We start from the raw sequence: 20604 nt of genomic DNA on the forward strand, positions 1-20604 counted from the left end.
GCCGCCCACCGGGGGCGGCGCGAACGGAGCAGCATCATGAGCACCACGTTGACGGTCGACTTCTTCTGCAGCCTCGACGGCTACGGCATGGCCCGGGGCTGGCCGGGCTACTGGGGCAAGGAGGGACCGGAGGTCGTCGAGGATCGCGTGCGCACGTTCGCGCAGGATCAGGTGCTGGTCTTCGGAGCGACGACCTTCCGCCAGTTCCGGAAGTTCGTGACGATGTTCGACGAGCCGTACTACCCGAGCCTCAATGAGCTGCCGAAGATCGTGTTCTCCCGCACGCTCGGCGACGAGCCGCTCGGCTGGCGGAACTCGACGGTCATCGACGAGGACGCCGTGACGGCGATCGAACGGCTCAAGCGGACGACCGATGTGCCGATGCGCTCGCACGGCAGCATCTCGCTGAATCGCGCCCTGCTCGCCGCCGGCCTCGTGGACCGCATCGAGGTCATGATGTTCCCCGCCGTCTCCGGCAGTGCCGGCGAGGCGGCGCTCTTCCAGGGCGGGGCCGAGCTCGACCTCGACCTGGTCGAGTCCACCGTGCTCGACGGCCGGACGATGAAGCTCGTGTACGAGCCGCACCTGCACGGGGAGGTGCCGGAGGGCGCCGGGCCGCGCCCCCGGGCGGCGCAGTAGCGCCGGCATCCGGCACAGGGCAGGATTTCGGGATGCAGTACCTGGTGAACGTCATCGACAGTCGCAGCGAATCCGGCACCGCCGAGGAGGCGGTCGCGATCGACGCCTTCAACCAGCGGCTGGTCGCGGGGGGCAACTGGGTGTTCGCGGCCGGGCTGGCCGACCCGACCGTCTCGACCGTCGTCGACGCCCGGGGCGAGGAGCCCATCCTCACCGACGGGCCGTTCGTCGAGGCCAAGGAATGGGCGGCCGGCTTCTGGATCATCGAGGCGCCCGACCTGGACGTCGCGCTGTCCCTCATGACCGAGGGCTCGAGGGCTTGCAACCGGCGGCTCGAGGTGCGCCCGCTGCTTCCTCCGCCGGCGGAGTGATCGACCCGCGGGATGCCCTCACCCGCGCCCACCGCGAGGAGTGGGCACGGGTGGTGGCCACCCTCGCCAAGCGCTTCGGGAGCCTCGACATCGCGGAGGACGCGGCCGCCGAGGCCTTCGCGACCGCCGCCGAGCGCTGGCCGGGGGACGGCATCCCCCCGAACCCCGGCGCCTGGCTCACGACGACGGCGACCCGCAAGGCGATCGACCGGATCCGGCGCGAGAGCGACCGCGACGCGCGACACAGGGAGGCGAGGCTCGTGTACGACAGCGATCCCGAGCCCGTCGGCGCGATCGACGACGACCGCCTGCGGCTCCTGTTCATCTGCTGCCACCCGGCACTCGCGATGGAGGCGCGCGTCGCGCTCACCCTCCGGATGGTGGGCGGCCTCGACGTCCCCGAGATCGCGCGGGCGTTCCTCGTGCAGGACACCACCATGGGGGCGCGCATCACGCGGGCCAAGGCGAAGATCGCGGCAGCGGGCATCCCGTACCGGATGCCGACCGCCGACGATCTGCCACGGCGGGTCACGGGGGTGCTCGCGGTGCTCTACCTGATCTTCAACGAGGGCTATCTCGCGTCCTCGCCCGACGCCGAGCCGGTGCGCGCCGAGCTGACGGGCGAGGCCATCCGGCTCACGCGGCTGCTGCACGGGCTGCTTCCCGACGACGGCGAGACGACGGGTCTGCTCGGTCTCATGCTGCTGACCGACGCGCGTCGCCCGGCGCGGGTGTCGTCATCCGGCGAGCTCGTGCCGCTCGGCGAGCAGGACCGGCGCCGGTGGGATGCCGCCCTCATCGCCGAGGGGCAGGCCCTGGTGCGCGAGCGGCTGGCCTCCGGTGTCGCGCCGGGCCGGTACCAGCTGCTCGCGGCCGTCAACGCCGTGCACACCGACGGCGACGCCCCCGACTGGGCGCAGGTGGTCGCCCTCTACGACCAGCTGCGGCGGCTCGACGACTCGCCCATCGTGCAGCTCAACCGCGCCGTCGCCGTGGCCGAACGCGACGGGCCGGGCGCGGGGCTCGCGATCCTGGATGCACTGGAGCCGGCACTGTCCGGGTATCACTCGTTCCACGCGGCGCGCGCCGACCTGCTGCGCCGGTCGGGTCGCCTCTCCGCGGCCCGGTCGGCGTACGACGCCGCGATGCAGCTGACCGGCAACACGGCCGAGGTCGCGTTCCTCAGCCGGCGGCGCGAGGAGCTCGACGCCGGCTGACACGGGCGCACGCCCGCATGTGGACGCTGTCCACTTCGGGTGACATGCTGATGCCGTGAAGTTGCTGCTCACCTCCGGAGGGGTCACCAACCCGAGCATCCGTGAGGCGCTCGTCCGGCTCCTCGGCAAGCCGATCGCGGCGTGCCATGCGCTCTGCATCCCGACCGCGCAATGGGGTCATCCGATGTGCGGGCCCGCATCGGTGCGCCGCTTCATCGCCGACGACTCCGCGTCGCCGCGACTCACCGGTCTGGGCTGGGCGTCGGTCGGCGTGCTCGAGCTCACCGCCCTGCCGAGCATGGGCACGGACCGCTGGACGGACTGGGTTCGCGATGCCGACGTGCTGCTGGTCGACGGCGGCGACGCGACCTACCTGTGCCACTGGATGCGGGAATCCGGGCTCGCCGAGCTGCTGCCCGAATTGACCGACACGGTGTGGGTCGGGATCAGCGCCGGCAGCATGGTGATGACGCCGCGGATCGGCGAGGACTTCGTCGAATGGCCGCTCGCGCCCGACGATCGCACCCTCGGCGTCGTGGACTTCGCGATCTTCCCGCACCTCGACGTCTTCCCGACCAACACGCTCGCCCACGCCGAGCGGTGGGCGGAGCGGGTCGGGCTGCCCGCGTACGTCATGGATGACGAGACCGCGATCGTCGTGGCGGACGACACGGTGGAGGTCGTCTCTGAAGGAGCGTGGACGAGCCGGGGAGGACCGGATGCTGCATGAGGTGGCCGACGGCGTGTGGGTGCGCCGAAGCGAGTGGGTGTCGAGCAACACCACCGTCGTCCGCGCGGACGACGGGCTGATCCTCGTCGATCCGGGCATCGCCGGCGCCGATCTGGAGGACCTCGCCGACGACGTCGACGCGCTGGGGATCCCGGTGGTGGCCGGCTTCTCGACGCATCCGCACTGGGACCACCTGCTGTGGCATCCCCGGTTCGGCGACGTGCCGCGCTACGGCACGGCCGTGAACGCCGGGATCGCCGCCTCGGCCCGGGACCGCGGGCGGCAGATGGCGGCGGAGAGCGCCCCGGGCATCCCGCTCGACCTGCTCGGGATCATCACCCCGCTCCCGGCGGACGGCGGACCGCTGCCCGGTGAGCTCATCGTGCACGACGCCCACGCGCCGGGCCACGCGGCCGTGCTGCTCGCCGACCGTCGCGTGCTGCTCGCGGGAGACATGCTCTCCGACGTGCTGGTGCCGATGTTCGGGATGGCGGGCGCCGACGGGGCCGGCGAGTACGCGGCCGCGCTCGACCTGCTCGCCGACGCGGCGACGGGGATGGATGCCGTGATCCCCGGGCACGGGACGGTCGCGACGGGAGGCGAGATCGCCCCCCGCATCGAGGTCGACCGTGCGTACGTCGCCGCCGTGCAGCGGGGCGAGCAACCCGCGGACGAGCGCTGGGGTCCGCGCGCGTAACGATCCCACCCGCGCGTGGGACGGCGATCGCTACCCGAGCCGGATGCCGCGGCGCGCCATGAACGGCACCGCATCGACCGCCTTGCTGTCGATCCGGGTCTCGAAGTGCAGGTGGCATCCGGTCGCCGCCCCGGTCGACCCGACCCGCGCGATCTCCTGGCCGGCGCTCACGGTGTCGCCGATCGCGACCTCGATGCCGCCGTTCTCGATGTGCGCGTAGCCGGTCTGGATGCCGTCGCCGTGCTCGAGCAGGATCCAATTGCCGTAGGTGCCGTTCCAGCCGGCCTGCACGACCGTGCCGGCCGTGGCCGCGTGAATGGGCGTGCCGCACGCGGTCGCGAGGTCGGTGCCCTCGTGATAGGCGCTGACCCCGGCGACCGGGCGGTCGGGGCGGGGTCCGAAGCCGTCGGTGATGCGCCCGGCGACCGGGAGCGCCCACGGCTGGTCGGTGAGCTGCCCGGTGTCGAGCAGCAGCTCGCTGCCGATGGTCGCCGATCGCAGCACGGGCGCCGGCAGGCTGGCCGAGTAGCCGTCGCGGGCGCCGGGCACGGCGACGTCGCCGCCGCGGACGACGGCCTGCGGGGTGCCGGTGCCCGTGGCGAGGCGCGGGGCGGCCCGCGCCGGGTCCTGCATGTCGGTGACCAGCGGCAGAGCGGCGACCGCGATGAGGCCGAGGGCGCTCGCGGCCGCCAGCACGGCGTGGGCGGGGCGGTGGCGCGGGCGCGCCGAGCGCTCCGGACGGACGGGGCGCTCCGGACGAGCCGGACGCGTCGCGCGGTGGGTGCGCTCGTACGCGATGCGCTGACGGCGGGTGGCGAACGCGGCGGGGGACGGAACGGGTGGACGGTCGGGCATTCGAGTGATCTCCGGTCGATCGGATGTATGTCGGGCACGGCACAGGCCGCGCCCGACTACACCCGGAGGACGCAGAGATCGATCGTGGAGGGGACGCCGTGCGGCGGCGGCGCGCGGGAGGACGCGGAGGTCGGCGCGATGCCGGCGCCGGTCGTCGAGCCGGCGCCGTCGTCGACCGACACCAGCTGCGGGGGGTGCGCCGGGGTGGTCGGCGAGGCGGCGACCATCGCCGGGGTCTGGATGATGCAGGACGGGTTCGCGGGAACCGCCAGGGCATCCGCGGGGGAGACGGTCCCGGCCGCGATCGCGGCGGTCGCGGGATGCGGAGCCAGGATGGGCCGGGGGCAGTGCCCGGCCAGCAGCGCGACGAACAGCAGCAGACCCCCGAGCACCGCCGCGAGCGCGGTGATCGAGGGTCGCAGCCGGGTCATGACCTCTCCAGGCTAGTCAGGCCTCGGAGACGATGTTGTCGAAGACCTCGTTGAAGGCCTCCGTCGAGCTCGGGTGCGTGTAGATCGAGTCGCGCAGCTGGGTGGCCGTGATGCCGTGGCGCATCGCGAGCGCGACCGTGTTCACGAGCTCCTGCGCGTCGATGCTCAGCAGCGCGGCCCCGAGGATCAGGTCGGTGTCGGAATCGACGATGAACTTCATGAGCCCGCGCGTCTCCTCCATCGCGTACGCGCGCGGCATCGCGACGATGTCGGCCACGTTCTCGCGCGCGACGCGGACGCGCCGCCCCTCGGTGCGGGCGCGCCGTTCGGTCAGCCCGACCGTCGCGAGCGGCGGGGTGGTGAACAGCGTGTGCGGCACGGCGACCCGGTCGGTCGTGGCGCGCTCGCCGGATCCGAGGAGCTGATCCAGCACGATGCGCGCATCGTCGAGCGAGATGTAGGTGAACTGCTCGCCGCCGTTGACGTCGCCGAGCGCGAAGATGTGCGGCCGGCTCGTGCGCAGGTGCTCGTCGACCCGGATGCCGCCCCGCTCGGTCAGCTCGACCCCCGCGGCCTCGAGACCGAGCCCCTCGATCACGGGGCGGCGCCCCGTCGCGGGCAGCAGAGCGTCGGCCTCGACCTCGCCCGAGTCGCCGTCCACCTCGTAGCGCACGATCGATCCGGCCTCCTCGTCGCGCACGTCGAGCACGGTCGCCCCCGTGATGATCCGGATGCCGTCGCCGGCGAGGATGCCGGTCACCGCTGCCGCGACGTCGTCGTCCTCCCGCGGCAGCAGCCGCTCGGCGCTCTCGAGCACGGTGACCTCGGCCCCGAAGTGCCGGTAGATCGACGCGAACTCGAGGCCGAGGTACCCGCCGCCGATGACGACGAGACGCCGCGGCAGGTGGTCGTTCTGGATCAGTTCCGTGCTGCTGACGAGCCGGGTGCTCTCGGCGAGGCCGGGCACGGCGGGCACGATCGCCTCGGATCCCGTGTTGATGAGGATCGTCGCGCCCGTGACGGTGACGGCATCGTCGCCCTCTCCGACGGAGACGGTGTGCTCGTCGAGGAACCGGGCCGTGCCGGTGAGCACCATCGCGGTGGGCCGGCCGTCGATGGCGGCGAAGTTGCCGGCGCGGAACGCGGTGGTGAGCTCGCGGACGCCGGCGATCGACTTCGCGAAGAACTCCTGGGCGTCGTCTTCGAGGCGGCGCTCGCCGGAGTAGTGCACGAGCATCTTGCTCGGCACGCAGCCGACGTTGGGGCAGGTGCCGCCGTACATGTTCGCGGAGCGCTCGACGAGCACGACGCTCCTGCCCGCATCCGCGAGCACGCGCGCGGCGGTCTTGCCGCCCTTGCCGAAACCGATGACGATGACGTCGGCGGTGAGCTGGTTGTCGTGATCCATGTCCCCATGGTGCCGCGCGCGTGTGAGCCGCACCCGCTGGACAATCTCGACTTCCTGTCCCAGAGTGTCAAGAGTGGATGCCCTGAGCCGCCTGCTGCGGATGGCCCGTCTCGATGCCGCCCTCGACAAGCACTGCCTGCTCGCGCCGGCGACGGTCATGGACATCGACCGGCAGGGCGAGCGGGAGGCGGCCTTCCACGTGCTGCTCGAGGGCGAGTGCCGATTCGAGGTGGGCGACGTCGTGCTCGAGCTGACCGCGGGCGACGTCGTCATCGTGCCGAGCGGATCGTCGCACCGGGTGACGACGCCCGGGGAGGGGCGCCCCACCGGCACGATCGAGACCCGCGGCCCGGTCTTCGTGACGACCCGCAGCGTCGGCGGCGGCCATCCGGCCATCGATCTGTACTGCGGGCATTACACGTACGGGCCGGGGGCGGGCGCGGTGCTGTTCGACAGCCTGCCGACGCCGTTGCGGGTCTCGCTCGGCTCGCCCGAGCAGCAGCCGCTGCTCTCGGCGCTGAGCGCCCTGCTGCGCACCGAGGCCCTCGACGAGGGGCGCGGCACGGCGGCCGTCATGAGCTCGCTCTGCACGGTGCTGCTCGCCTACGTGCTGCGGACGGCGCGCGCCGCCGCGGAGGCTCCGGTGTGGACCGGTGCGGCCGACCCCGACATCGCGCGCGTCATCGACGCGGTGCTCGACGCCCCCGGCGACGAGTGGCCGATGCAGCGGCTCGCGGCGGTGGGGCGGATGTCGCGCGCGACGTTCCTGCGTCGCTTCCGGCGCGAGGCGGGGACCACGCCGGGACACTTCCTGGCGCGGGTGCGGATCATCGCGGGCGCCGACCTCCTGACCTCGGCCGACCTCAGCGTGAGCGAGGTCGCCGCGATGGTGGGCTATCGCTCCGAGTCGAGCTTCTCGCGCGCCTTCCGCGGCGAGATCGGGCAGTCCCCCGGACGGTTCCGCCGCTCGGCCGCCGCCTCGCCCTCCCCGGCATCGGACGAAGCCGGAGGGCCGGCCGGCGCGATCTGACCGAGCGTGCTAATTTCTGACCATGCGGTCAAACAGCGCCGGCCGCCAGCCGTCCGGCTCCCTCACGGAGGCCGCCCGGCGCTCTCAGATCGTGTCGGCCGCCGTCACGGTGCTCGCCGGCCGCGGGTTCGCCGCCACCGCGCTGTCGGCGATCGCCGGTGAGATCGGGATCAGCAAGGGCGTCATCTCGTACCACTTCGCCGGCAAGGCGGAGCTGCTGCAGGAGGTCGTCCGGCACGTGCTGCAGCAGGCGGCGGAGTGGATGACCCCCCGGATCCAGGGTGCGTCCTCCTACGCCGAGGCGCTGCGCTCGTACATCGTCGCGAACCTCGCCTACCTCGATGAGCACCGCGCGGAGATCATCGCGCTCACCGAGGTGCTGGCCAATGCCCGGGCGACGCCGGGCGTGGAGCAGATCTTCCGCGACTCGCATCGGGAGGCGGTCGCGGCCCTGCAGGCGATCCTCGACGGCGGGGTCGCGGCCGGCGAGTTCGCGCAGCTGCCGACCCGCACGACCGCGATCGCGTTGCGCGCCGCGATCGATGCCGCCACCACGGCCATGCGCGCCGACCCCGACTTCGAGCTCGCGACCTTCGGCGCCGAGCTGGCCCAGCTGTACGGGCGCGTCGTCACGCGCTGACCAGGAGATGAGGAGGGCGATGAACGCCCCGGATGCACCCGCCGCGCTCGAGCTGCACGGACTGCGCAAGACCTTCGGCGACAAGGTCGCCGTCGACGATGTCGACCTGACCATCCCGCGCGGCTCGTTCTTCGGGCTGGTCGGGCCGAACGGCGCCGGCAAGACCACGAGCCTGTCGATGGCGGTCGGTCTGCTGCGCCCGGACCGGGGCACGGCGACGGTGCTCGGGCACGACGTCTGGCGCGACCCGGTCGCCGCCAAGACCGTGCTCGGTGTGCTGCCGGATGCCGAATCGCTGCCGCAGCGGTTGACCGGTGCCGAGCTGCTCGGGTACCTGGGGCTGCTGCGCGGGCTCGACCCGGCGGTCGTCACGGCGCGCTCGGCCGAGCTGCTGCAGGTGCTCGACATGCAGGATGCCGCCGGTCGGCTCGTCGCCGACTACTCGACGGGGATGCGCAAGAAGATCGCGCTCGCCGTCGCGCTCCTGCACGGACCCGATGTGCTGGTGCTCGACGAGCCGTTCGAGGCGGTCGATCCGGTCTCGGCGTCGACGATCCGCTCGATCCTGCACGGATTCATCCGCTCCGGCGGCACGATCGTGTTCTCGAGTCACGTCATGGCGCTCGTCGAGCAGTTGTGCGATCACGTCGCCGTGCTCGCGAACGGGCGGGTGCGGTCCGCCGGAAGCCTCGACGAGGTCCGTGGCGGGCACACGCTCGACGAGGCGTTCGCCGACCTGGTCGGCACGTCGGTGGACCGGGCGGAGCTGTCGTGGTTCGCCTCCTGATCCGGATGCGTGCCGCGATGGCGGCGCACCGGCGGTCGACCCGCTTCGGCGTGGCGTCGGCCATCGTCCTCGTAGCCGCGGGTCTGCTCTCCGCGTTCAGCAGCCTGCTCGTCGGCGTCCCGGCCTATCCGACCGCCGCCTCGGGGGCCGCCGTCGTGTCCGCGGTCGTCACGGTCTGGGTCGTCGGGCGGGTCGCCTACGCCGCGTTCAGCGGCGGGTCGACCCCGCGCCTCGAGCTCTTCCGGCCGTTGCCGATCCCGCGCCGCACCCTCGCGCGGGGCCTGCTGGTGACGGGGCTGTTCGATCCGGCGCTCGTGGTCATGGCGATCGCGTTCGGCGCGCTCGTCGCCCTCGGTGCGCACGGCGGGGTCGGTCCGGCGCTGGTCGGCGCGCTCGGCGCGATCCTGACCGTCCTGCTGAGCAGCGTGCTCGTGTCGGTCGTCGAGGCGCTCATGCCACCCGCCTCGCAGCAGCGACGGGCGATGGGCACCATCGTGGTGGCCGTCGTCATCAGTCTCGTCGCGGTCGTCGGCACCCTCCTGCCGTCGGTCGCCGCCGCGCTGATCGCGGGCACGGTGCCGGCGCTCGGGCTGATCCTCGGCATCCTGCCGACGGGGTGGGCCGCCGACGCGGTCAGGGCGACGACGACCGGAGACCTGCTCGGCGCCGTGCTGCCGCTCGCCGGATCGGTGCTGCTGCTCGCCGCGCTGACGCTCGTCTGGCCGGCCGTGCTGTCGCGCCGGCTCGACGGCGACCTGGCCGCGACGAGCCGCCGCCGCGCCACCCGACGGCGCCTGCTCCCGGGAACGCCGGTGGGCGGGGTCGTGAGCAAGGAGCTGCGGATGTGGGCGCGCGATCCGCTGCGCCTCACGTTCCTCGTCATCGCCGCGATCATCGGGCTCGGCGTGTGCATCGTGCCGGAGCTGAGTCAGGGCACGGGGTTCCTGCTCCCGTTCGCCGGCATCCTGTCGGTCGTCATCGCCGGGGCCGGAGGGTGCAACCTGTACGGCTCCGACGGTCTGGCCCTGCGTCTGACCCTCATGGTGCCGGGCGCGGCGCGCGCCGACATCCGCGGCCGTCAGGGGGCGTTCCTGCTCCTGGTCGGTCCCTATGCGCTCATCGCGACGATCGTGCTGACGACGCTCAGCGCACAGGGCTGGGCGTGGCCGTGGGTGCTCGCCCTGCTGCCGGCGATCGTCGGGGGCGCCACGGGCCTCCTGCCGATCGCCTCCCTCGTCGCCGTGCTGCCGCTCGATGCGAACGGCGGTCCGGCGCCCGCCTGGCCGGTCAAGGTCTACGCGGCCATGGTCCTCACGCTGCTGACCGCCGCGCCGACCGCGGCGGTGCTCATCGCCGGGGCGATCACCGGCTCGACGGCGACCCAGTGGGCGGCGGTGCCGGTGGGCGTCGCGAGCGGTCTGCTCGCCGCGGGACTGCTCGGCCGTGCCGCGACCATCCGGCTGCGCCGGCGCGGGGTCGCGATCGTCGAGCAGCTGAGCGCGGCCTGACCGGGCGTCAGCCCAGCTGCGCGAGCAGCTCGGCTCCGTCCGCGGTTCCGGCGTACTCGACGATGCGCCCCTCCGCGATCCGGTAGATGGCGAACTCCGCGACGTTGACGTGTCGCCCCGTCGCGGGGATGCCGCGGAACGTTCCGCGGTGCGTACCCCCGGCGCGCAGGTGGGCGGCGAGCCGGTCGTCCTCGACGAGCACGCTCACCCGCTTCCACCGGAAGTCCGGGAACGCGTCGAACAGATCGCGCAGGTCGTCGATCCAGGCGTCGGCGCCGCCCGGGAGGTGCGCGCGGCGCACGGCCGGGTCGAGCAGCGTGCGCAGCTCGGCGAGATCGTGGCGGTTGCACACGTCGAGGTAGTCGGCGTACCAGGCGCGCAGCTCATCCGGAGACACGGGCCGCCTCGCGCGGGTGCTCGGCGCGGAACGCGATCGGCACGGCGAGCACCGCGATCGCGAACGACAGCAGGATCGATGTGGAGAACCCGGCGCCGGCGGTGCCCCCGGCCGCGGCGAACAGCAGACCCCCGAGCGCGATGGCGGTCGCGCCGCCGACCGACTCGATGTTGCTGAGAGCCGAGCTGTTGAAGCCCTGGTCGGCGGGAGCCGAGTAGCCGAGCATCATGGTGCTGAGGCGCGGATAGATCGTGCCCATGCCCCCGGCCGCGATCAGCCAGCCGACGCCCACGACGGCCGGATGCAGCGTGAGCGCGGCGGTCGCGAGCTGCAGCCCGATCCCGAGCACGAGCAGCAGCGCGCCCCCGATCAACGCACGCGTCTCGGAGACCCGCCCGGCCAGCCGCGGCTGGAGGACCGACGCGGCCCCCCACGAGACCGCGCCGACCGTGAGGATGAGGCCGGCCTCCCAGGGCTTCATGCCGTAGTGCGCCTGGAGCAGGTACGGCAGGCGCACCTCGGTCGAGAAGAACGAGGCGGCGATCGCACCGCGCAGCAGGATCGTGGAACCGAGGCCGCGGCGGGCGGTCAGCGTGCCGCGCGGCAGCACGGGCCGGAAGAGCAGGATCGCGGCGACGACGCAGCCGGCGGCCACGATCCAGCCCACCCAGGTCGGCAGCTCCTCGGCGGTGCTGATGCCCACGACCGCGAACGCGAGCAGGGTCGCGAGCACGAGATCGCGCGCGATCCGGGCGGCGCTCGCCGGAGGGCGGGCGACCTCCCCGTCCGTGGCCGGGATGGGCGCCCCGCGCAACCGGCGAAGCGACGGCCCGATCGCGACGAGGGCCACGATCACGAAGACGCTGACGCCGACGAAGACCCAGCGCCATCCCGGACCGTCGGCCACCGCCCCGGCGGCGACCGGGCCGACCAGGCCGGGCACGACCCAGGCCGCGGCGAAGGTCGCGAAGACCCGGGTGTGCACTCGTGCGGGGTAGACGCGGGCCACGATCACGTAGATCGCGACGATCGCGGCGCCCATGCCGAGGCCCTGCAGGAAGCGGCCGACGACGAACAGCGGCATCGTGCCGGCCGTCGCCGCGACGACGAGGCCCCCGACGAACACCGCGACGGCGGCGACGAGCGGCGCGACCGGACCGCGGCGGTCGGCCCAGGCTCCGGATGCGACCGTGCCGATCACGCCGGCGGCCAGGGTCGACGAGAACGCGGCCGAGTACAGGGTCGCCCCGTCGAGGTCGCGGGCGACCGTCGGCATGATCGTCGTGACCGCGAGGGCGTCGAACGCCGCCAGGAAGATGATGGCGTTGGCGCCGAGGGTCATCCAGAGCAGGGAACCGGTCCAGATCCCCGTGGGCGGGGCGGGGGTCTCGGTGCTCACTTCCTCACGCTACCCGGACCCACCCCCACCGCCGCGCGATAGTCAACCCCTGGGCGGCGACCGTCGCCGCGGATAGCCTTCGACTACCGGACATCGCATTCTCCGGGGTTAGAACAGCCGGGGCGTCGACCAGCGGACCCCGACGGAAATCGGGTCATCATGACCATCTCTTCAGCTCCCGCATACCGGTGGGAGCAGCTTCGACCCGGGGTCTGGTGGGGCCTGTACGGCGAGGACCACATCGGGAGCATCGCCGAGTACGGATGGCGCTTCCGCACCCGCGACGCCGCCGACGTCTGGCTCGGCGACTACCCCACGCTGCAGATGGCACGGACCGTCCTGCAGCGCCGCTGATCGCGCATCCCGGCGCCGCGGGTCAGAGGCCCCAGGAATCCTGCCAGCTCGGCGGGGTGTCGAAGCCTCCGAGTGCGGCGTAGACGCTCCACTGCCCGTGGTGGATCGCCTCGTGCTGGACGAACTCGCCGGCGAACAGGTCGAACGTGTACGGGAAGCCGTCCCAATCGATCGAGATGGCGGGATCGACATCGCCCAGCAGGGCACCGAGCCTCTGCTGCTGCTCGTCGAGGCCCTCCAGGAGCGCCGCACGGGAGAGGGGTCCGCCGTAGTGCTCGTTCTTGCGCGACCAGTCGACCTTGCCGTTGGCAAGGGCGTCGGCATACACCCCGCGCACGCAGACGACGTGCCGGAGCTGCTTCGAGAACGGCGCGAAGCCGTCGCCGAGGCGGCCCGGCGCGGGCGGGCGACCCGATGACCCCGCCGGCGACGGGGTGAAGTCCCAGCGATCGTCCGGGACGGCGCGAGCGAAGTCGGCGGTGAGGAGCGTCAGCACACGGGTGTGCGCGGCGAAGTCCTCGATCGTCATGCGGTCACCGTAGCCCCGCGACCCGGCGGATACGCCCGCGATAAGGACGGCTGCCTAAGATCCGCGCTATGCGCGTGTTGATCGTCGAGGACGAGCCCTACCTGGCGGAGGCGATCCGCGACGGCCTGCGCCTCGAGGCGATCGCCGCGGACCTCGCGGCTGACGGCGGCGCGGCGCTCGAGTCGCTGGCGGTCAACGAGTACGACGCCGTCGTGCTCGATCGCGACATCCCGGTCGTGCACGGCGACGAGGTCGCGCGCCGGATCGTCGAGCAGCAGCTGCCGGTGCGCATCCTGATGCTCACCGCGGCGGACAGCCTGAACGCGAAGGTGACCGGGTTCGAGCTCGGCGCCGACGACTACGTCACGAAGCCGTTCGAGATGCGGGAGCTCGTGATGCGGCTGCGCGCGCTCGCGCGCCGGCCCGCGGAGGGCGCGCCGCCGGTGCTCGAGTTCGCGGGGCTGCGGCTCGACCCGTTCCGCCGCGAGGTCTATCGCGACGACCGGTACGTCGCACTCACGCGCAAGCAGTTCTCGGTGCTGCATCTGCTGATCCAGGCGCGGGGCGGGGTCGTCAGCGCCGAGACCCTGCTCGAGCGCGCGTGGGACGAGAACGCCGATCCGTTCACGAACGCCGTGCGCATCACGATCTCGTCGCTGCGCAAGCGACTGGGCGATCCGGCCGTCGTGCAGACCGTCGCGGGCGTCGGGTACCGGCTCGCCGACCCCGATCGCGACCCCGATCGCGACGATGCGAGCGGGGCGGCCCGATGAGCGCCCGGATGCGGTTGACCCTGAGCTACGCGGTCTTCCTGCTCGTCGCGGCGGCCGCGATGTTCGCGCTCATCCTCTACGTGCTGCATTTCGTGCCGCTCGCCACAGGCCTGCGCGGCAGGGACGGATTCCTGCCGGGGCGCGACGACCTGTTCCGGGCCGTGTGGCCACGGCTCTGGCAGGTCGCGGGAGTGCTGCTCGTGATCGGCCTGGTCGGCGGCTGGTTGCTGAGCGGCCGGATGCTGCGACCGCTCGGGCGCATCAATGCGGTCGCGCAGCGCGTCGCCGCCGGGTCGCTCGACGACCGCGTGGCGATGACGGGGCCGCACGACGAGTTCCACCAGCTCGCCGACACGTTCGACTCGATGCTCGACCGCCTGCAGCACGCGTTCGAGGAGCAGCGGCGGTTCACGGCGAACGCGTCCCACGAGCTGCGCACCCCGTACGCGATCAGCCGCTCGATGATCGATGTCGCACAGGCCGACCCCGACGGGGTCGACATGCCCGAACTGCTGCGCCGGCTCGACGAGACGAACCGTCGCGGTGCCGAGACGGTGGCGGCACTGCTGACCCTCGCGTCGCTCGACTACCTGCCCGAGGTGCTCGACGAGCCGGTCGATCTCGCGGACCTCACGGCCGACGTCGTGGAGGAGCTGCGCCCGATCGCCCGGGCGTCGGGGGTGAGCGTCACGACGACGCTCGGCGAGGGCGACATCGACGGGCGCACGGCGCTCGTGCGCCAGCTCGTCGGCAACCTCGTGCTGAACGGCATCCGGCACAACGCTCCGGGCGGCGACGTGGAGGTGACGACGCGCTCCGACGACTCGGGCGCGGTCGAGGTCACGGTCGTCAACACCGGACCGGTCGTGCCGCCGGAGGTGGTGGGCACCCTGACCGAGCCCTTCGTGCGGGGGGCGGGGCGGGTCGCCGCGGGAGCCGGCCGGGCGGCCGGCGAGGGCAGCGGCCTCGGGCTCGCCCTCGTCGCGCGCATCGCGGAGGTGCACGGCGCGGCACTGCGGCTGGTGCCGCGAGCGCAGGGCGGGCTCACCGCACGGGTGACCTTCCCGGCGCCGCGGGCGGTCCGCTGAGGCGCCTATCGCGCACGTATCCGAAACCGCGAACGCCGGCGAGACGGCTGCTCTGATGCCATCGAGGATGCAGCATCCCCTCGCCTCCGCTTCCCGTTCGCGCCGCTCGACGGGTGAGACGCCGAGGCGATGGCGTCCCGCCGTCGCCCTGCTCGTGGCCTCCGGCCTCGTCGCGGTGTGCTTCGCGCTCGCGAGCCCGCTCGTGACCGCGGTCGCGGAGGCGGGCGACGCTCCGGATGCGGCCGACGGCTACGTCGACCCCCAGGCGCCGATCTCGCCCTTCGACGACGTGCCCGCGCTCACCCGCCTGCGACCCTCGCTGCGGGATGCGCTGCACGCGGCGGCACGAGATGCCGAGGCCGACGGTGTCGCCTTCGTCGTCACGAGCGGCTGGCGCGATCAGCGCTATCAGGACTGGCTGCGCGACCAGGCCGTCGCGCGCGGTGGCGCGCAGGAAGCGAGCGAGTACGTGGCCGCCGGCACGTCGTCGCGGCATCTGAGCGGCGACGCGGTCGACATCGGGTACACCGACGCCGACAGCTGGATGCAGCAGCACGGATCCCGATACGGGTTGTGCCAGATCTACGCCAACGAGATGTGGCACTACGAGCTGGCGACGACGCCGGGCGGCACGTGCCCGCCCCAGTACGCGGATGCGGGCTCCCGTCCCTGACCGCATGCGTACCCTTGTGGTTACGTACACGAGTTGATACGTTGGTGCCGATGGATGCGATGTGGCAGGCCCTGGCCGACGGCCATCGGCGCGCGATCGTGGAGCTGCTGCGCGAGCACCCGGCCACGGCCGGTGAGGTGGCCGCGGTGATCCCGATCGCGCGCCCGGGGGTCTCACGGCACCTCCGGGTGCTGCGGGAGGCCGGGCTGGTCGACGTCGAACAGCAGGCGCAGCGCCGGATCTACCGGTTGCGCACCGAGCCGCTCGCCGACCTCGACGAATGGCTGGCGCCCTACCGGGCGCTGTGGCAGGGACGACTCGCCGCGCTGCACACCGAGGTGGCGCGCGGCAGGAGAGAACGGAGAGCGACATGACCGACCGGATCATCGGCACGATGCGGCGCATCGACGACAGGCTCGGGGCGGTGCGGGTCGAGGACCTGTACGACACCGGCATCGACGACCTCTGGTCGGCCCTCACGCGGCCGGAGCGTCTGGCGCGCTGGATCGCCGTGGTCGAGGGCGACCTGCGACTCGGCGGAACCTTCCACGCCCGGTTCACGAGCGAGTGGGAGGGTCCGATGCGCGTGGAGACCTGCGAGGAGCCGCACCGGCTGCTGCTCACCGGTCTCGAGGACGGCACCCAGGTCGAGGCGACCCTCACCGCCGAGGGGGCGCGCACCCGGCTCGTGGTCGAGGAGCGCGGACTGCCCGTCGACAAGCTGCACTTCTACGGGGCGGGATGGCAGGTGCACCTGGAGGACCTCGGCCACCTGCTCGCCGGCGAGGGGTCGGAGTGGAAGCCGCGCTGGCAGGCGCTCACCCCGGCGTACGAGGCGCTCGAGGTCGCCTGAGCCGGTCCCGTCAGCCGACCAGCTCGGCGACCAGGGCCTCGACCCGCGCCCGGATGTCGTCGCGGATCGGACGCACCGCCTCCAGCGGCAGGCCGGCCGGGTCGGCGAGCTCCCAGTCCTCGTAGCGGATGCCGGGGAACACCGGGCAGGCGTCGCCGCAGCCCATGGTGATCACGGCATCCGCGGCGCGCACGTCGCCGACGTCGAGGATCGACGGCACGGCCGGTGCGATGTCGATGCCGTCCTCGGCCATCGCGGCGACGGCGATCGGATTGACGGCCTCGGCCGGCTCGGTGCCGCCCGAGAGCACGCGCAGCCGCCCGCGCCCGAGCACCCGCGCGTAGCCGGCGGCCATCTGGGAGCGGCCGGCGTTGTGCACGCAGACGAAGAGCACGGTGGCGTCGGGCACGGGGGATCTCCGATCTCGGGAGGGGTCCGGGTCGCCGTGCGCGCCGACGGCCCGGACGGGTCGATCAGCAGCAGTCGGTCTCGCAGTCCGAGCCCGGCACGCAGATCGTCGGGTCGCAGCATTCGTTCATGGTGCGATCCTCCTCTCCATCGACGGGTGTCGATGCACCGAGCGTCGCGTTAAACATCGACGTTTGTCAATGTATCTGCGAGAATCGGTGCATGCCGGTCGCCGAGCTCATCCCGTTGCGTGATCTGTCGGCGTGCTGCGCCCCCATCACCCGCGAGGTGATCAGCGCCGCCAACGCCGAGTCGCTGGCCCGCTCGGTCAAGGCGCTCGCCGATCCGGCCCGCATCCGGATCGTGTCGATGATCGCGGCCCACGACGACGGCGAGGCGTGCGTGTGCGACCTCACCGACCCGCTCGGCCTGTCGCAGCCGACCGTGTCGCACCACCTGCGGATCCTGATGGATGCCGGCTTCCTCACGCGCAGCAAACGCGGCACCTGGGCCTACTACCGGCTGGCGCCGGGAGCGCTGGGCGCCCTGACCTCGTTCCTCGCGTCGGCGGTCTGAGGCGCGGATCCGGCCGCAGCCTGGGATCTGCCTGTTGTCTGTCCCGCGGCACGCGCGCGCGAGCGACGCTCGGAGCATGTCGCATCCTGCCGAGCCGTCGATTCTGGGGCGGCTCAGCACTCCGTACCTGCAGGCACTCGGCGAGCTCTCGATCTGCGCGCGACGACTGCACCGTCGGCGCGAGGGCCACGGGGGCGATCCGGCGTGGAGCCGGGAGGCGGACCACCTGCTCTCCCTCAACGACGCGTTGTCGGCGCGCCTGGGGGTCGGCCCGCTCGTCGAGCACAGCATCGCGATCGAAGACGCGGACGGCACGTTCGTGCCCGCCGACGTCGAGTTCGTCCGTCACCTCGTCGACCGGATCGTCCGTCACCTCGATCACGCGGCCCCCGAGTCCTGACGGGGCCGGCCGCCGCGGTCAGGTGATCGGCTCGAGGGCGGGCGGCTGCCGGTCCCAGCCGTAGGCGTAGGCGTGGGGATCGAGCTCGCCGCGGCGGCCGAAGTAGATGTACGCGACATGCGTGCCGTCGTCGAGCTCGACGTCGAGGGTCGCCGGGGGTGTGTCGTCGACATCGATCGCGCGGAAGCCGCCGGCCGCGGGCCCGTCGATCAGCTCGGCTCGGTGATCCGGAGTCGGGCTCGGGGTGTCCTGGATGTCGACCGCGTCCGACCGGATCGGCGACGCCCCGGTCATCGGTCGCCGTCCGCCGCGTGCCGGTCAGCGAATCGGTCGGCGCCCTCCGCCGCGGCCTCGAGCGCATCGCTCGCGGCGCCGCCCACGCCGGGCACCCTGTCGCGGACGGCGCGGCGGATCGTGCCGGTCGCCCTGCGCACCCCCGGCGACCGCCACGCCTCGGCAGCGCGTCCGGCGACCCGCTCGTACGCCTGCCGTCCGGTGCGGGCTCCGACGAGCCATCCGACGGCGGCACCCGCGACGAAGATCATGACCTTGCTCCACATGACGGCCTCCCAACTGGTGAGTGGATGCCGACGACGCTAAGCGGACCGCTCGCCGCCCGGTGCGCCGTCGCAGCCGACTCGCAGCCACCCCGCGCGCGCACGTTCACTTACTGTCTACGGGCCCGTCGCGCAAGACCCTCGAGGTCGTCGGCGGGCGAAGTTAGCGTGACGACATGAGCAGTGCCACCGAATCGTCGGATCCGATCCTCTGGGCCGCCGTGACCGACGACCTCTGGGTCGCGTCGCGGGGCGGCGACTTCGTGGGCACCGTCGAACGGATCGAGAACCGCTTCGTCGCGCTCGACGGCCGTGGCGCCCCCGTGGGTGTCAACGGGTCGCTCGACGGGGCGCGGCAGCGGCTCGAGACGGCGCCGTCGAGGACGGCGCAGAGCGGCCTCCCGCTCGTGCGCCGTCTGCGCCGACCGCGTCTGCGCCGGACGACGCAGGCCGCCGCCTGATCCCCGCGGCGCGCCTCGCCGCGGCCCCGCCGCCTCAGCGGCCGTCGGCGTCCGGAGCGCGATCCACGTCGCCGCGCCACGCGCCGTCGGCCGATCCGCGGCTCTCGATGTAGTCCTTGAACCGGTCGAGGTCGCGGCCGATCTGGAGGTCGTCGGCCTGCAGCACGGCGCCGGCCTTCTCGACCAGTCCCTCGGGCTCCCAGTCCAGCTGCACGTTCACGCGGGTCGTGGCATCGCCCAGGCGGTGGAACGTCACGACGCCGGCGTGGGTGGTGCCGTCGGTCGAGCGCCAGGCGACGCGCTCGTCGGGATGCTGCTCGGTCACCTCGGCGTCGAACTCGCGCTCGACCCCGCCGACCTTCACCTTCCAGTGCAGGTGGGTGTCGTCCAGCTGCGTCACCTGCTCGACCCCGCCGAGGAACTCGGGAAAGGTCTCGAACTGGGTCCACTGGTCGTACGCCCTGCTGATCGGCACGTCCACGTCGATGGACTTCTCCACGGTCGTCATCTGCTCGTCCTTTCGGTCGGAATCCGTCGACGGTAGCCAGCGGTCGGTGACGGCGGACGGCTCTCGGACGTGACGTCCAGCCACCTCCCGCGTGTCTCCTGGGCGATCGCGAGTCCGCCTTGCGCGCCGCGGCCCGGCACAGAAGGGTCGAGGCATGTCCGCTCGCTCCGCACGTCTTCCCGCGGCCGTCGGCGCCGGTGTCGCGGCCACCGTCGTCATGAGCGCCTACATGCTCGGCGGCGAGAGCCGCGAGGCGATCGGCACGGCCCCGCCGGCTCGGATCGTCGCGCGGCTGCGGCCCGGATGGTCGGCGGAGCAGGTGTCCGCGGCCGGCACGGCGCTGCACCTCGGCATCGGGGCGAGCGGCGGCGTGCTCGCGGTGCTGCTGCGCCGGTTCGGGCCGCCGTCGTCGCTGCCGGCGGCCGTCATCCTGTGGCTCGTCGGTTACGAGGTGATCGCGCCCGCGCTCGGGGTGCTGCCCCCCGCCCATCGTGACGGCGAGCGGGCGCGCCACCTGTTCCGGGCGCACCTGGTCTACGGGGCCGCGCTCATGCTGCTGCGCCGAGTGCGCTGATGATCCCGACCGACGCCGCTCTCACGGTCGACTGGACGCAGATGCCGACCTACAACACGATCATGTCGGTGGCCGCGGGGGCGGCCATGCTCACGATCGTCGATCTGGGGCGGCGGCTCATCCGCGGCCGGCCCGTGCACCACGAGGGGTACGCGGTCAGCTTCGGCGTGCTCGGGCTGATCCTCGCGGCGACGGGGCTGCACATGACCCTGACCTGGCCGTTCGCGAAGTACTTCCCGTTCGACGACATCATCTTCGGCGAGCCGAGCCTCGCCTTCGGGGTGCTGCTGCTCGGCGGAGCGGTGCTCCTCTGGGCACGCCGCGGTGCCGCCCGGCATGCGGCATCCGGACCGGCGCGCGATCTCGCGGATGCCGTCGCGCCGCTCTCGATCTTCGTGTGGGGGCTCGGGCTCTCCCTCATCGCGATCGCGATCGCCGGGCTCGTCTTCCAGCTGTTCGCGGCGCCGCCGGAGGAGCCCATCTCGGGCGCCTTCGCCTCGTGGCCGTGGGTGGAGGCCATCTTCATGTCGGGGCTCTTCGCGCTCGGCGGCGTCGGTGCGATCCTCTTCCCGTTCACGGCGGACCGGCTCGCGGAACGTGAACGGTTCACGCCGCTGGAATGGGTCACCGGACTCTGCCTCGGGCTGAGCGGCCTCGCCTTCCTCCTGTTCGGTGCGCTCAACTTCTTCACCCACATCGGGCTCGTGATCAACACGATGCCTCGGTAACGGAGCGAGCGCA

30 protein-coding genes and 1 pseudogene are annotated in these 20604 nt (G+C 72.9%); 21 read left to right on the forward strand and 10 right to left on the reverse strand.

What is annotated here, in order from left to right; genetic code table 11:
• Positions 1 to 36: 36 nt before the first annotated feature.
• The 6 genes and pseudogenes from ABD285_RS05350 to ABD285_RS05370 all read left to right on the forward strand — a co-directional run bounded on the left by ABD285_RS05350 (position 37) and on the right by ABD285_RS05370 (position 3654).
• A complete protein-coding gene (locus ABD285_RS05350) occupies positions 37 to 639 on the forward strand; it encodes a dihydrofolate reductase family protein (RefSeq protein WP_284254243.1) in 603 nt (200 codons plus the stop codon).
• A 32-nt stretch (positions 640 to 671) separates the two neighbouring features.
• Complete coding sequence (locus tag ABD285_RS05355) at positions 672 to 1010, forward strand: YciI family protein (protein WP_344200874.1); 339 nt, start codon at positions 672 to 674, stop codon at positions 1008 to 1010.
• Positions 1011 to 1060: 50 nt separating this feature from the next.
• On the forward strand, positions 1061 to 2227 hold the full coding sequence (locus tag ABD285_RS05360; protein ID WP_344200877.1) for an RNA polymerase sigma factor: 1167 nt from the start codon (positions 1061 to 1063) through the stop codon (positions 2225 to 2227).
• A gap of 6 nt (positions 2228 to 2233) precedes the next feature.
• Positions 2234 to 2278 (forward strand): annotated as a pseudogene (locus ABD285_RS16980) (hypothetical protein); the annotation flags it as partial.
• 4 nt (positions 2279 to 2282) lie between these two features.
• Positions 2283 to 2957: a Type 1 glutamine amidotransferase-like domain-containing protein gene (locus tag ABD285_RS05365; protein WP_284254245.1), complete on the forward strand. Its 675-nt coding sequence runs from the start codon at positions 2283 to 2285 to the stop codon at positions 2955 to 2957.
• Positions 2947 to 3654, forward strand: coding sequence for an MBL fold metallo-hydrolase (locus ABD285_RS05370; protein ID WP_344200880.1), 708 nt, complete (start codon positions 2947 to 2949; stop codon positions 3652 to 3654). Before ABD285_RS05365 ends, ABD285_RS05370 begins: the two co-directional genes overlap by 11 nt.
• A 30-nt stretch (positions 3655 to 3684) precedes the next feature.
• Here ABD285_RS05370 and ABD285_RS05375 read toward each other — a convergent pair whose 3' ends face one another.
• Genes ABD285_RS05375 through ABD285_RS05385 form a run of 3 tightly spaced genes read right to left on the reverse strand, consistent with a single transcriptional unit; the run spans position 3685 to position 6348 of the window.
• Positions 3685 to 4509, reverse strand: a complete 825-nt coding sequence (locus ABD285_RS05375; protein WP_284254247.1) for a M23 family metallopeptidase — start codon at positions 4507 to 4509, stop codon at positions 3685 to 3687.
• A gap of 56 nt (positions 4510 to 4565) precedes the next feature.
• Positions 4566 to 4940 (reverse strand): RodZ family helix-turn-helix domain-containing protein, encoded by a 375-nt coding sequence (locus ABD285_RS05380; protein WP_344200883.1) that lies wholly within the window; start codon positions 4938 to 4940, stop codon positions 4566 to 4568.
• Positions 4941 to 4956: 16 nt separating this feature from the next.
• On the reverse strand, positions 4957 to 6348 hold the full coding sequence (locus tag ABD285_RS05385) for a dihydrolipoyl dehydrogenase family protein (protein ID WP_284254248.1): 1392 nt from the start codon (positions 6346 to 6348) through the stop codon (positions 4957 to 4959).
• 73 nt (positions 6349 to 6421) lie between these two features.
• Between ABD285_RS05385 and ABD285_RS05390 the strand changes: the two genes are divergently transcribed.
• From ABD285_RS05390 to ABD285_RS05405, 4 genes are read left to right on the forward strand one after another with little or no spacing between them, the layout of a single operon-like run.
• On the forward strand, positions 6422 to 7378 hold the full coding sequence (locus ABD285_RS05390; protein WP_344200886.1) for an AraC family transcriptional regulator: 957 nt from the start codon (positions 6422 to 6424) through the stop codon (positions 7376 to 7378).
• A 22-nt stretch (positions 7379 to 7400) separates the two neighbouring features.
• A complete protein-coding gene (locus ABD285_RS05395) occupies positions 7401 to 8018 on the forward strand; it encodes a TetR/AcrR family transcriptional regulator (RefSeq protein ID WP_344200889.1) in 618 nt (205 codons plus the stop codon).
• A 19-nt stretch (positions 8019 to 8037) separates the two neighbouring features.
• Positions 8038 to 8805 (forward strand): ABC transporter ATP-binding protein, encoded by a 768-nt coding sequence (locus ABD285_RS05400; protein ID WP_284254253.1) that lies wholly within the window; start codon positions 8038 to 8040, stop codon positions 8803 to 8805.
• Positions 8790 to 10313, forward strand: coding sequence for a hypothetical protein (locus tag ABD285_RS05405; RefSeq protein ID WP_284254254.1), 1524 nt, complete (start codon positions 8790 to 8792; stop codon positions 10311 to 10313). The genes ABD285_RS05400 and ABD285_RS05405 overlap by 16 nt, the downstream gene beginning before the upstream one ends.
• Before the next feature lie 7 nt (positions 10314 to 10320).
• On the opposite strand, the gene ABD285_RS05410 is transcribed toward ABD285_RS05405, so the two are convergent.
• Together ABD285_RS05410 and ABD285_RS05415 are read right to left on the reverse strand one after the other, a co-directional pair.
• Positions 10321 to 10710 (reverse strand): ester cyclase, encoded by a 390-nt coding sequence (locus ABD285_RS05410; protein ID WP_344200892.1) that lies wholly within the window; start codon positions 10708 to 10710, stop codon positions 10321 to 10323.
• Positions 10697 to 12109, reverse strand: coding sequence for an MFS transporter (locus ABD285_RS05415; protein ID WP_344200895.1), 1413 nt, complete (start codon positions 12107 to 12109; stop codon positions 10697 to 10699). The genes ABD285_RS05410 and ABD285_RS05415 overlap by 14 nt, the downstream gene beginning before the upstream one ends.
• Positions 12110 to 12268: 159 nt before the next feature.
• Between ABD285_RS05415 and ABD285_RS05420 the strand changes: the two genes are divergently transcribed.
• Positions 12269 to 12463: a hypothetical protein gene (locus ABD285_RS05420; protein ID WP_284254257.1), complete on the forward strand. Its 195-nt coding sequence runs from the start codon at positions 12269 to 12271 to the stop codon at positions 12461 to 12463.
• Between the two features lie 22 nt (positions 12464 to 12485).
• Here ABD285_RS05420 and ABD285_RS05425 read toward each other — a convergent pair whose 3' ends face one another.
• Positions 12486 to 12992: a DinB family protein gene (locus ABD285_RS05425; protein WP_284254258.1), complete on the reverse strand. Its 507-nt coding sequence runs from the start codon at positions 12990 to 12992 to the stop codon at positions 12486 to 12488.
• A gap of 68 nt (positions 12993 to 13060) precedes the next feature.
• Here ABD285_RS05425 and ABD285_RS05430 point away from each other — a divergent pair, with 68 nt between their 5' ends.
• The 5 genes from ABD285_RS05430 to ABD285_RS05450 are packed head-to-tail and all read left to right on the forward strand — an operon-like array spanning position 13061 to position 16379.
• The gene (locus tag ABD285_RS05430; protein WP_284254260.1) at positions 13061 to 13765 is read left to right on the forward strand and encodes a response regulator transcription factor; all 705 of its coding nucleotides are present in this window, start codon (positions 13061 to 13063) and stop codon (positions 13763 to 13765) included.
• 8 nt (positions 13766 to 13773) lie between these two features.
• Positions 13774 to 14853, forward strand: coding sequence for a sensor histidine kinase (locus ABD285_RS05435; RefSeq protein ID WP_344200898.1), 1080 nt, complete (start codon positions 13774 to 13776; stop codon positions 14851 to 14853).
• A gap of 55 nt (positions 14854 to 14908) precedes the next feature.
• Positions 14909 to 15526, forward strand: a complete 618-nt coding sequence (locus ABD285_RS05440; protein WP_344200901.1) for a D-alanyl-D-alanine carboxypeptidase family protein — start codon at positions 14909 to 14911, stop codon at positions 15524 to 15526.
• 50 nt (positions 15527 to 15576) lie between these two features.
• Positions 15577 to 15900: an ArsR/SmtB family transcription factor gene (locus ABD285_RS05445; RefSeq protein WP_344200904.1), complete on the forward strand. Its 324-nt coding sequence runs from the start codon at positions 15577 to 15579 to the stop codon at positions 15898 to 15900.
• Entirely contained in the window at positions 15897 to 16379 is a 483-nt protein-coding gene (locus tag ABD285_RS05450; RefSeq protein ID WP_284254264.1) for an SRPBCC domain-containing protein, read from the forward strand. Before ABD285_RS05445 ends, ABD285_RS05450 begins: the two co-directional genes overlap by 4 nt.
• Before the next feature lie 10 nt (positions 16380 to 16389).
• Here ABD285_RS05450 and ABD285_RS05455 read toward each other — a convergent pair whose 3' ends face one another.
• Positions 16390 to 16788 carry an arsenate reductase ArsC gene (locus tag ABD285_RS05455; RefSeq protein ID WP_284254265.1) on the reverse strand — a complete coding sequence of 133 codons (399 nt, stop codon included), beginning with the start codon at positions 16786 to 16788 and terminating at the stop codon, positions 16390 to 16392.
• 221 nt (positions 16789 to 17009) lie between these two features.
• Here ABD285_RS05455 and ABD285_RS05460 point away from each other — a divergent pair, with 221 nt between their 5' ends.
• On the forward strand, positions 17010 to 17363 hold the full coding sequence (locus ABD285_RS05460) for a metalloregulator ArsR/SmtB family transcription factor (RefSeq protein ID WP_344200909.1): 354 nt from the start codon (positions 17010 to 17012) through the stop codon (positions 17361 to 17363).
• Between the two features lie 76 nt (positions 17364 to 17439).
• Entirely contained in the window at positions 17440 to 17763 is a 324-nt protein-coding gene (locus ABD285_RS05465; RefSeq protein ID WP_284254266.1) for a hypothetical protein, read from the forward strand.
• A gap of 18 nt (positions 17764 to 17781) precedes the next feature.
• Here the strand turns inward: ABD285_RS05465 and ABD285_RS05470 are convergent, their stop codons facing one another.
• Both ABD285_RS05470 and ABD285_RS05475 read right to left on the reverse strand, forming a co-directional pair.
• A complete protein-coding gene (locus tag ABD285_RS05470) occupies positions 17782 to 18057 on the reverse strand; it encodes a hypothetical protein (protein WP_284254267.1) in 276 nt (91 codons plus the stop codon).
• Positions 18054 to 18323, reverse strand: a complete 270-nt coding sequence (locus ABD285_RS05475) for a hypothetical protein (RefSeq protein ID WP_284254268.1) — start codon at positions 18321 to 18323, stop codon at positions 18054 to 18056. The genes ABD285_RS05470 and ABD285_RS05475 overlap by 4 nt, the downstream gene beginning before the upstream one ends.
• Before the next feature lie 173 nt (positions 18324 to 18496).
• Here ABD285_RS05475 and ABD285_RS05480 point away from each other — a divergent pair, with 173 nt between their 5' ends.
• The gene (locus ABD285_RS05480) at positions 18497 to 18781 is read left to right on the forward strand and encodes a hypothetical protein (RefSeq protein ID WP_284254269.1); all 285 of its coding nucleotides are present in this window, start codon (positions 18497 to 18499) and stop codon (positions 18779 to 18781) included.
• 34 nt (positions 18782 to 18815) lie between these two features.
• On the opposite strand, the gene ABD285_RS05485 is transcribed toward ABD285_RS05480, so the two are convergent.
• Positions 18816 to 19289, reverse strand: coding sequence for an SRPBCC family protein (locus tag ABD285_RS05485; RefSeq protein ID WP_284254270.1), 474 nt, complete (start codon positions 19287 to 19289; stop codon positions 18816 to 18818).
• Between the two features lie 154 nt (positions 19290 to 19443).
• Between ABD285_RS05485 and ABD285_RS05490 the strand changes: the two genes are divergently transcribed.
• Together ABD285_RS05490 and ABD285_RS05495 are read left to right on the forward strand one after the other, a co-directional pair.
• Positions 19444 to 19863 carry a hypothetical protein gene (locus ABD285_RS05490; RefSeq protein ID WP_344200914.1) on the forward strand — a complete coding sequence of 140 codons (420 nt, stop codon included), beginning with the start codon at positions 19444 to 19446 and terminating at the stop codon, positions 19861 to 19863.
• A complete protein-coding gene (locus ABD285_RS05495; RefSeq protein WP_284254272.1) occupies positions 19863 to 20591 on the forward strand; it encodes a DUF981 family protein in 729 nt (242 codons plus the stop codon). The genes ABD285_RS05490 and ABD285_RS05495 overlap by 1 nt, the downstream gene beginning before the upstream one ends.
• The last annotated feature ends 13 nt before the right edge of the window (positions 20592 to 20604 follow it).

The sequence above is a fragment of the Pseudolysinimonas kribbensis genome, assembly GCF_039531715.1.
Taxonomy (GTDB): Bacteria; Actinomycetota; Actinomycetes; order Actinomycetales; family Microbacteriaceae; genus Pseudolysinimonas; species Pseudolysinimonas kribbensis.

Bases quoted from the DNA above. Each gene is read 5' to 3' on its own strand.
- ABD285_RS05350 (WP_284254243.1), top strand. From the start codon at position 37: ATGAGCACCACGTTGACGGTCGACTTCTTCTGCAGCCTCGACGGCTAC.
- ABD285_RS05355 (WP_344200874.1), top strand. From the start codon at position 672: ATGCAGTACCTGGTGAACGTCATCGACAGTCGCAGCGAATCCGGCACC.
- ABD285_RS05370 (WP_344200880.1), top strand. From the start codon at position 2,947: ATGCTGCATGAGGTGGCCGACGGCGTGTGGGTGCGCCGAAGCGAGTGG.
- ABD285_RS05375 (WP_284254247.1), bottom strand. From the start codon at position 4,509: ATGCCCGACCGTCCACCCGTTCCGTCCCCCGCCGCGTTCGCCACCCGC.
- ABD285_RS05380 (WP_344200883.1), bottom strand. From the start codon at position 4,940: ATGACCCGGCTGCGACCCTCGATCACCGCGCTCGCGGCGGTGCTCGGG.
- ABD285_RS05385 (WP_284254248.1), bottom strand. From the start codon at position 6,348: ATGGATCACGACAACCAGCTCACCGCCGACGTCATCGTCATCGGTTTC.
- ABD285_RS05395 (WP_344200889.1), top strand. From the start codon at position 7,401: ATGCGGTCAAACAGCGCCGGCCGCCAGCCGTCCGGCTCCCTCACGGAG.
- ABD285_RS05400 (WP_284254253.1), top strand. From the start codon at position 8,038: ATGAACGCCCCGGATGCACCCGCCGCGCTCGAGCTGCACGGACTGCGC.
- ABD285_RS05420 (WP_284254257.1), top strand. From the start codon at position 12,269: ATGACCATCTCTTCAGCTCCCGCATACCGGTGGGAGCAGCTTCGACCC.
- ABD285_RS05425 (WP_284254258.1), bottom strand. From the start codon at position 12,992: ATGACGATCGAGGACTTCGCCGCGCACACCCGTGTGCTGACGCTCCTC.
- ABD285_RS05430 (WP_284254260.1), top strand. From the start codon at position 13,061: ATGCGCGTGTTGATCGTCGAGGACGAGCCCTACCTGGCGGAGGCGATC.
- ABD285_RS05435 (WP_344200898.1), top strand. From the start codon at position 13,774: ATGCGGTTGACCCTGAGCTACGCGGTCTTCCTGCTCGTCGCGGCGGCC.
- ABD285_RS05440 (WP_344200901.1), top strand. From the start codon at position 14,909: ATGCCATCGAGGATGCAGCATCCCCTCGCCTCCGCTTCCCGTTCGCGC.
- ABD285_RS05445 (WP_344200904.1), top strand. From the start codon at position 15,577: ATGGATGCGATGTGGCAGGCCCTGGCCGACGGCCATCGGCGCGCGATC.
- ABD285_RS05450 (WP_284254264.1), top strand. From the start codon at position 15,897: ATGACCGACCGGATCATCGGCACGATGCGGCGCATCGACGACAGGCTC.
- ABD285_RS05460 (WP_344200909.1), top strand. From the start codon at position 17,010: ATGCCGGTCGCCGAGCTCATCCCGTTGCGTGATCTGTCGGCGTGCTGC.
- ABD285_RS05465 (WP_284254266.1), top strand. From the start codon at position 17,440: ATGTCGCATCCTGCCGAGCCGTCGATTCTGGGGCGGCTCAGCACTCCG.
- ABD285_RS05470 (WP_284254267.1), bottom strand. From the start codon at position 18,057: ATGACCGGGGCGTCGCCGATCCGGTCGGACGCGGTCGACATCCAGGAC.
- ABD285_RS05475 (WP_284254268.1), bottom strand. From the start codon at position 18,323: ATGTGGAGCAAGGTCATGATCTTCGTCGCGGGTGCCGCCGTCGGATGG.
- ABD285_RS05480 (WP_284254269.1), top strand. From the start codon at position 18,497: ATGAGCAGTGCCACCGAATCGTCGGATCCGATCCTCTGGGCCGCCGTG.
- ABD285_RS05485 (WP_284254270.1), bottom strand. From the start codon at position 19,289: ATGACGACCGTGGAGAAGTCCATCGACGTGGACGTGCCGATCAGCAGG.
- ABD285_RS05490 (WP_344200914.1), top strand. From the start codon at position 19,444: ATGTCCGCTCGCTCCGCACGTCTTCCCGCGGCCGTCGGCGCCGGTGTC.
- ABD285_RS05495 (WP_284254272.1), top strand. From the start codon at position 19,863: ATGATCCCGACCGACGCCGCTCTCACGGTCGACTGGACGCAGATGCCG.